The 8,309-nt window shown below is 64.8% G+C and carries 8 protein-coding genes; 2 read left to right on the top strand and 6 right to left on the bottom strand.

Annotated features, from left to right (window positions below):
• Positions 1–158 precede the first annotated feature (158 nt).
• The 6 genes from KA184_21835 to KA184_21810 form a co-directional block, all read right to left on the bottom strand.
• Positions 159–911, bottom strand: a complete 753-nt coding sequence (locus KA184_21835) for an inositol monophosphatase (protein ID MBP8132229.1) — start codon at positions 909–911, stop codon at positions 159–161.
• Between the two features lie 94 nt (positions 912–1,005).
• Positions 1,006–1,929, bottom strand: a complete 924-nt coding sequence (locus tag KA184_21830; protein MBP8132228.1) for a phosphoglycerate dehydrogenase — start codon at positions 1,927–1,929, stop codon at positions 1,006–1,008.
• Positions 1,930–2,066: 137 nt separating this feature from the next.
• Positions 2,067–3,107, bottom strand: a complete 1,041-nt coding sequence (locus tag KA184_21825) for a Gfo/Idh/MocA family oxidoreductase (GenBank protein MBP8132227.1) — start codon at positions 3,105–3,107, stop codon at positions 2,067–2,069.
• 14 nt (positions 3,108–3,121) lie between these two features.
• Entirely contained in the window at positions 3,122–3,742 is a 621-nt protein-coding gene (locus tag KA184_21820) for an SIS domain-containing protein (protein ID MBP8132226.1), read from the bottom strand.
• 3 nt (positions 3,743–3,745) lie between these two features.
• Positions 3,746–4,786: a methyltransferase domain-containing protein gene (locus tag KA184_21815; protein MBP8132225.1), complete on the bottom strand. Its 1,041-nt coding sequence runs from the start codon at positions 4,784–4,786 to the stop codon at positions 3,746–3,748.
• Between the two features lie 206 nt (positions 4,787–4,992).
• On the bottom strand, positions 4,993–6,627 hold the full coding sequence (locus KA184_21810) for an FAD-binding oxidoreductase (protein MBP8132224.1): 1,635 nt from the start codon (positions 6,625–6,627) through the stop codon (positions 4,993–4,995).
• Positions 6,628–6,910: 283 nt separating this feature from the next.
• Here KA184_21810 and KA184_21805 point away from each other — a divergent pair, with 283 nt between their 5' ends.
• Positions 6,911–7,408 (top strand): hypothetical protein, encoded by a 498-nt coding sequence (locus tag KA184_21805; GenBank protein MBP8132223.1) that lies wholly within the window; start codon positions 6,911–6,913, stop codon positions 7,406–7,408.
• 116 nt (positions 7,409–7,524) lie between these two features.
• A partial coding sequence (locus KA184_21800) for a hypothetical protein (protein ID MBP8132222.1) occupies positions 7,525–8,309 on the top strand: 785 nt, incomplete at its 3' end.

Below are 8,309 nucleotides of genomic sequence, written 5' to 3'. Positions count from 1 at the left end.
CCCGGATGCCCCCGTCTTGAATAGAACGAGGCAAGGTTCCCCAGGATAGGCCCTCGTTCTCCGTCATGTGTCCCCATGTCCATCCCGGGACTTGATTCCTGCCTGTTGCAGGGGCGATGCATGCCTCGCCCCTGCGAGACGCAGGCGCGAGAACACGCCTACGACGCCCACAAATCCTGGTGTGCGGCGGCGCGGATGCGGCAACCCCACTGCAATCGCTGAGACGGGCGCAGGTCCACGTGGCCGCCCGAAGCCCGCACGAGCGCTGTTCCCGCGGCGACGTCCCAGAACATGATATCGTCTTCCGCATAGGCTTCGTAACGGCCGCAGGCGACATAGGCCAGCATGAGCGCGGCGCTGCCGAGCAGGCGCAGTTTCTTGAACCGCTGCACGTGGCGCACGAATTCGAGCAGGGACTCTTCGGAATAGGAGCGGTTTGTCGGGAAACCCGTGGTGAGGATGGCCCGCGCCCGCTCGCGGATGCCCGACACGCGCATGGGCGCGCCGTTCAGCCATGCGCCCGCGCCAACGATGCCGGTGAAACACTCGTCGCGGTTGAAATCGTATATCACGCCGAGCAGGGGATCGTTGCCGCGCGCCAGCGCAATCGAAACAGCGCAAATGGGCGCGCCGCGCTGAAAATTCAGCGTGCCATCAAGCGGGTCCACGACCCACGCGTCGACATCGGCCCCGTACGCGCCATGCGTGCCGCTTTCTTCCGTCAGCACAGGATGCGGCGCGGCGCCCAGTATCCGCAGGATCAGCGCCTCCGCGTCCCTGTCTGCCTGGAGTTTGATGTCGCGGCCTTCTTCCTTGAGCACGACACGGGGCCGGCGCATGGTTTCCGCGAGTAGGGCGCCTGCTTCCCGCGCCGCTTTCACGGCCAGGTCCAGTTCCGCTTGGTACTGCATCCGTTTGCTCCCAAATGGTGTCATGGCCATCATCCCCGCGAGAGCAGGGACCTTGCGCTTCGTTTTGGCACGGGCGGGACGCCCGTGGCACGGTCTAGGTCAGGTCGTGCAGAAGGTTGCGCACGGCCTGCGTTTCCATGTCGCGCCGGCACTGCCGCGTGTACGTGCCGGTGTGCGGCGTAAGCAGCACTTGGGGGAAACGTGTCAGCGGGCCGTGGTAGGGCTCTTTCCAGAAGGCGTCGAACCACGCCGCGCTGACCTTGCCCGACTCGAGCGCGGCCACCAGCGCCGCTTCGTCCACGAGTTCGCCGCGCGCGGAGTTCAGCAGCACGGCGCCGTCGCGCATCCGGGCGAATTGGGCCGCGCCCAGCAGACATTGTGCTCCCGCCGCGTGCAACGACACTACCTCGGCCTGAGCCAGGCCTTCGTCGAGCGTTGGCATCCGCTCGCCGGGCACACCAACGGGAGACGCGACATACGGGTCGTGCCACAGCACGCGTGCGCCGAAGGCTTGCAGCAACTCCGCCGCGCGCCGGCCGATGCGGCCGCAGCCGACAATGAGCACGGGCGTGTCTTCCAGGCCGAATCCAATCGTCTTTTTCCAGGACCCGGCATGCAGGGCCGCGCTCATGGGCACGATGTTGCGCGCGATGGCGAGCAGGGCCGCGAGCGTCATCTCCGCGACGGCGCGCACCGGCCCGTCAGGCGTATTCGACACTGCGATGCCCAGTTCACGGGCGGCGTCCTGGTCCACGTTCGTCATGCCGATGCCCACGCGCGCGATCGCCCTCAAACGTGGCGCGGCCGACGTGAGCACGGCGCGATTCAGCGGCTCGAGGCCCGCGATAAGCCCGTCGGCGCCGCGCAGATGCTCGATGATTTCTTCCTGCGTCAGCCGGCGCCCGAACGGGTTTGGTCTAACGGTCAGGCCCGCGTCTTCCAGTATCCGCAGCGGGGCGGGATCCTCTTCCGCGAAGGAGGAGGGGCCAATCGCGACGCACAACGGCGGAACATCCATGAGAATCTGCCTTTCCCGCGTGGCATGGGCATCATCCCCGCGAAAGCGGGGACCACGCACTTTGTCTTGCACGGGCGAGACGCGCGTGTTGCGGAAGGCATCCTGCCCATGCGTGTTGCTGCGATTGCCTGGTTGTGTTATGGGCCGGGCGCCGAGGGCGACGCCATGAATACCGGGTCGTTTTCGTAGATCGCGTACACGAGCTGCATGGCCTTGAGCGCCTGTTCGCTGTTGCCCGTCGTGACGGGCGTGTCGTCGCTCACGTTGCGGAGGAATTCGTCGGCTTCGAGTTCCCAGGACGGGTCAGTGTCGAAGTAGATGATCTCCTCGCGCGGCTTGCCCTGCGCGAAACCCGCGTCGAATTGGCGCCGGGCCACGGATATCGTTTCGTCGCCGTAGCTGCGCGTCGAGGAAAGGATGCCGTTGACGGTCAGGTAGCCTTCGCTGAGAAAGATCTCGAGGCTGAACCGGTGCTTCCAGTGGGTACTGGAACTATGCAGCATGGCGATGCGCCCTTCCGCGTCGCGGAGCAGCGCGAACGCGTTGTCTTCAACGGCGATCTTCCAGTGCGCCGTTGTGACCATGCTTTTAACCTCGACGAAATCGCCGCAGAACATGCACAGCAGGTCGAGCATGTGAATGCCCTGATCGAGCAGGATGCCCGCGCCGCTGATATCCTTGTTGCTGCGCCATTCCTGTTCGAATTCCGCGCCGCCGGATTTGCCGTAGATCCCGCGCAGCCAGAGGATGCGCCCGAGGCGCCCGCTGTCGACGATGCGCTTCGCTTCCTGGATACCCGCGTGGTACCGGTGGTTGAACCCGAACTTGAGCTTCAACCCGGCATTGCGCCGCTCCGCCGCGCGGATGGCCTCGATGTCCTGGAGCGTGCGGCCCGGCGGTTTCTCGGAGAAGACGTGCTTGCCTGCGTCAAGCGCGGCGATGATTGCCTCGGGCGTGAACCGGTTTGGCGTGCATACGAATACGGCTTCGACGTCCGAGGCGAGCACGTCGCGGTAGTCGCTCGAGGCCTGAACGCGCGGGAAATCGCGCGCGAACGACTCGGGCGCCGGGTCCGCGCCGCACACGAGTTCCGCGCCCGGGTGCCGTTCCAGTACGCGGGCGCGAATCCGGCCCATCTTGCCAAGACCGATAATGCCGGCTCTGATCACGCGACTCACGCTGCTCTTTGCCTCTAGTGATGCAACATCTTGCCGTGGCGCATCGTCAGGTAGCCGCAAACGATATGCCCCAGCACCGAGAAAGCGTCCTCGACCGGCCCGTATTCATCCTTCGTGGCAGGGACATGCACGACGAGGTCGCACGCGCCCGCCAGACGGCCACCTTCGAACCCGCACCAGCCGATCGTGGCCGCGCCGCGTTCCCGGGCATAGGCCACGCCGCGCAGGATATTCTCGCTGTTCCCGCTCACGGACATGCCGAGCACCACGTCGCCGGGCTCGAGATGCACGCGCAACTGGCGCTCGAACACGCTGTCGTAACCCGAGTCATTGGCCAGCGCGGTCACCGAAGGGACGTTGTCGCTCAGGCTGAGCGCGCGGAAAGGCGGCGCGTCTTCCGAGTAACCGCCCGCGACAAGGTCGTTCACGATGTGGGCCGCCACGCCCGCGCTGCCGCCGTTCGCGATAATGAAGAGGCGGCGGCCTTCCCTCACGGCCTGTTCTATGCGTTCCACGACACGCTGCAGCACCCCTGGGTCGATGCCGCGCAGGACTTCGTGCAGCCGTTCGAGATAGCGGGGCGCGTACTCCGCGGCGGAAGCCGAAGAGGCGAAGAGTTCGGCGAGTTTGTGCAAGGGTTACTCCTTGGTCTTGCGTGCGGCGACGCGCACGTGCGAACTGAGCCGGTGTTTCTGTAGAAACGCCTGGAAATCCTCATGCGCCAGCGTATCGCGGTTGTCGATGAGGTACTGGACGAAAGACGGCAGCCTGATTGAGGGGTCCTGCCGCGCCGCATGTTGCACGAGCTGCAGGTCCAGCTGGCCCGGCGTGCTCAACTCGATCAATTCCAGTCCGCAGCGCGCCACGAGCCGGGTCAACCCCTCGATTGAGAGCAGGTTGAGGTGCTCCGGCACGAAGATATACGGCGTCTTGTCCCACAATACCTGCAAATCGAAGCCGGTAATCGTGCGCGTGGTGAAAAACACCAGGCCGTCGGGCGCGAGCATTCCGGAGATGCCGCGCAGAAACGCCGCCGGCGTGAACTGGTGCTCCATCTTCTCGAACGCGCTGACCGCGCCGAGTCCGGACACGGCCCCCTCGTCCACGACCTGCGCCGGCGCCTGGCTCTGACCGTCCGGACTCAGGAGCGGCGCGATGCTGTAGAGGGTGTCGAAGACGCCGAGCGCGTGCACTTCATCGAAGATGAGCGGCGAGTGCGTGAACATGTCGGCGTACGTTCGGGCGGCGTGATTGCCCGCCTCATCGTATATCTGGCACATCCACGCCGCGTGCGAACTCAGCAGGTGATACCGCCGCGCCTTCGCGGTATCGCGCGAGAAATGCTCGACCCGGAACCGGCTCGCTTCCGCGTTGGCGTAATAGTGTTCGAGCGCCTCGGCGGTGGGCCGGGGCGAAACGAAGACGCTGCCGCAGGCGCGGCACCGGTTGTACAGGAAATCGTGCTTATTGAAGACGGGTTCCCGGTCTTCGCTGTCGCATGCGGGGCAGGCGGTGTCGACACGCGTCGCGGGCTCGCGGAAATACTCGGCCGCGTCGTGGATCGACAGCCGCTTGAACTCCGACATCAGCGCGGGCGGCCGTATGTCCGCTTCGCGCAGGCCGCTCGAAACGACCACGCGTTTCATCAGCCGCCTGGTCCCGCTTGTGCTCTTGTCCATTCCCGTGCGTCCTTACGCTGGAAAGTCCGCCGAAGAGACACCTGTTCGTCAATATTGAGAAAACGATTAGAACAAAAGGCTTTTCGGCAAGTCAATTGCCGCGCATGGCGGACTAAGCGGGCGGGATTCCGCACCGCCCCGCGAAGACCGGCCGGCAAGCATTCAGCGCGCCGGCGCCGTGCGGCGGGTATCGTGCCGGGCCTCTCTCAGGGCAACAGCTTGCCCGGATTCAGGATACCGCCCGGGTCGATAGCGTTTTTTGCGGCGCGGAGCGCTTTCAGTGTTGCGGGGCCGATTTCCCGCTCGTACCATTCGCGGTGGTCCGTTCCGACGCCGTGATGATGGCTGATGGTGCCGCCGTTGGCGAGAATGGCCTCCGATGCCGAGCGCTTGATCGCCCACCATTGCGCAACCGGGTCCCTGGAATCGCGCGGGTACACGAACGTGAAGTACAGGCTTGCGCCGTCGCGGTAGCAATGGCTGATATGGGCCATGCAGATTCCGCGCGTGCCCGGCCCCGCCGCGTTGGCGGCCATGGCGTCCCGGATGGCGCGCCCGACGGCCTCGTGCAGACGCGGCAAATGTGACCAGCTTGTGCAGGTTTCGAGCGTATCGACGGCCAGGCCGTGGTCGAGGATGGGGTCGCGCAGGTAGGGCGTCTCGAAACGGCCCCGGTACCACGTCTGGCCGAGTTCCTCGCCCATGTGAACGCCGCCGTGTTGTTCGATGACCGCGCGGCTCCGCGCAAGTGCGTGCTCAACCTCCGCGCATTCGCCTTCCAGCCCCACAAGCATGATGCTGAGGCGCAGCGAGGGGTCCATACCTTCGCCCGCGGTCTTCAATGCCGCGTAGAAGTACGTTTCGTCGGGGTCGGAGAGTCGAATCATGGCCGTGGGAACGTCGCGCTGCATCAAATCGCGCACGGCCCCGGCCGCCGCCGCGAAATCCAGGAACAGGTAGCCACGGTAGTCCTTGACCTCGGGCGCACGACGGATTTTCACCACGGCGTCGGTGATGACGCCGAGAACGCCCTCGGAACCAGCCACCAGATCGCGCATCTGCGGGCCCGCCGCCGAGCCGGGGAAGCCTTGCGTGCGCCAGAGACCGCCCGGCGTCGCCAGCGTTGCCGCGACGAGCCACTCCTCGGCTTTCCCGTATCTGTTCGACTGATGTCCGGCGCCGCGCGGCGCGATCCAGCCGCCGAGCGTCGAGAACTCGAACGATTGCGGATAATGGCCGAGGGTAAAGCCGCGCGCCTGCAACTGTTCTTCGAGCGCCGGGCCGTATATGCCTGCCTGGGCGAGCGCGACGAGCGATTCCTCGTCGATTTCGAGCACCTGGTCCATCAGCGTCATGTCCAGCGTGATAGCGCCCTGTTGGTCCGCGCGCGCGGCGGCGGTGACGCCTCCGACTACGCTCGAACCGCCGCCAAACGGGATCACCGCGATGCGGCGTTCCGCCGCGAAACGCACGACCGCCAGGCATTCCCCCGCGGTCTTCGGGTAGACGACCGCGTCCGGCGCCGCGCCGATAAGGCCCGCGCGCAGCTGAATGGTGTCCAGGTAACTCTTCCCGCGCGCGTGAAACGCCCGCTCGAACGCGTCTGTCTTTACGCGACCGGGTTCAACCAGGCGGGTCACCTGCTCCCGCACGGCATCGTCGAGGCGCACCGGCGGCAGGGCGATATCCGCCAAGTCGACCGCGGGCGTGTGTGGCAGCGGGTGAACGCCCACGGTGCGGCCGACCCATGCCCAGACGGCGTCTGCGTGTTCACCCAGCACGTCTGGCGCGTCGATCCAGCCCCAGCCGTTCCAGCGCAGTTTCTTGCGTTCAATGGTCATGGTGAGTACTTACCCTCCTGTGTGCCGCCGCGGTCCTGTCCACGAGATGCGGGTAAAGGCATGTCGCAGACGGGCACAATATGCCCCCGCGCGCCCCGAAAGCAATGCTTCCGAAAGTGGCGGTGCGGTGCGTGCGGTTCTTGCCATGCCGGTTCGCGCGCGTACTTCGGTTCCCAGCTTTCAGTCTACGGCGACAAGGACCGTACAAATTGTACAAAGTGTAAAATCCGAGTATTTGCGGATTCCCTGTGCCTGTGGTATAAAGGAAGTCAGGAGTACTACCGTGTGGCGCAGGGGAATTGTTGCGTTGTTCGTTGCGGGCGCGTCCCTGCCTGTCCCGTGCGAGGCTGTTGTGCCGCCAGCGCTTCGGCGTGCCGACCTGAATGGCGACCGGCAGATCAACGTACTGGACGTTCAGGCATGCGTGGCCGCGCTTTTGGCGCCCGGTGCATCAATCGCCGAAGCGGATATCACTGGCGATGGCGTGACCGATGTGCGCGACCTGCAGCGGCTGATCGATCAGGCCTCCGACCAAAAGGTACCCGCGGAAGTACGTTCGCGGATGCGCGAACTCGCCGCGACTATCCCGGATACGGTGCGTCTCGCCGCAGCCGGGAAATGGTCAGCATCTCTCGCGGTGGCCGCGCTTCCAGCGTATGGAGCGCTGCGCCATGGGAGCATTTCTGAGCCGCCACTTGAGCGCCTCTGTGAAGGGAAGCTGGAACGCTATCTGCGCGAGAGCGCGGTACATTCGCCGCCGGCGGGGTGGAACGCTGTGTGAACAGCGCATGGGCGTGACGGTTACGGTCGAGTTTCCGGTCTTACGTGGTGGGTCTGCGTCCGTCGGCCGTTTATGACGATTCGGTTGAGGCGCCGCAAGACATAAGGATAAATAAGATGAAAGCACTATGTGTGAATACGGGCTGCGTGGTCTTGTTGTGCAGTCTGCTGGCTATTCTTGGGCTGGCGTCCCAGGCCGCCGCGCAGGATGACACCTTCTGTGACGTTCCGGACTGCCCCAATTGGTGGTGCCTCGGCCTGGGCTATGACCCGAATTACGAAGGCGACCTGCGCGAGTTGTATACCACCTTGAGCCAGATACCCATTATAGGCGGCCTGATTAACCCGGAGACGGCCGACCTGGACTTTGACGGCATGCCGGAGATCGCGCATGCGCGTTTATTTGACGCTATCCTCTCGGACCGTCTGGCGCCGAACCACTGCTGCGTCTACGAGCCCTACTTGCAGAACCGCATTGCGTCCGAGGTGCTTGCGACCGCTCTCATTGCCGCATGGCCGGCGGACATTTACGGCATTCCCATGCCGGACCCGCCCGACCGCGACTTGCTGGTCGCGGTGCTGGCAGGGATGACAACGTCAGGCCAGGAAGAACTCATCAATTCTATCATCGACCTCCTGGCTTCCGTGATTCCCAATATGCCGGAGGTAGATTTGAGCGTGTTCAACGGCGAGGCCGAACCCTATCTGCACAAGAACGGCGACGCCGACACGGACGGTGTCTGCAATATTGGCGAATACAACGCGTGGGTCGTCACTGCGCCCGATGACTACGATGCTTTCGTAGCGGCGGCGGTCAACGACACCATCACGGATTACTACAGCGGCTGTCCAGACTGCGGCGCGGAAGGGGAAGGCGAGGGAGAGGGCGAAGGCGAAGGAGA

Source organism: Candidatus Hydrogenedentota bacterium, assembly GCA_018005585.1.
Classification (GTDB): Bacteria; Hydrogenedentota; Hydrogenedentia; order Hydrogenedentales; family JAGMZX01; genus JAGMZX01.
The sequence above is the reverse complement of the archived record's forward strand: the minus strand, read 5'-3'. Positions and strand labels throughout refer to the sequence as shown.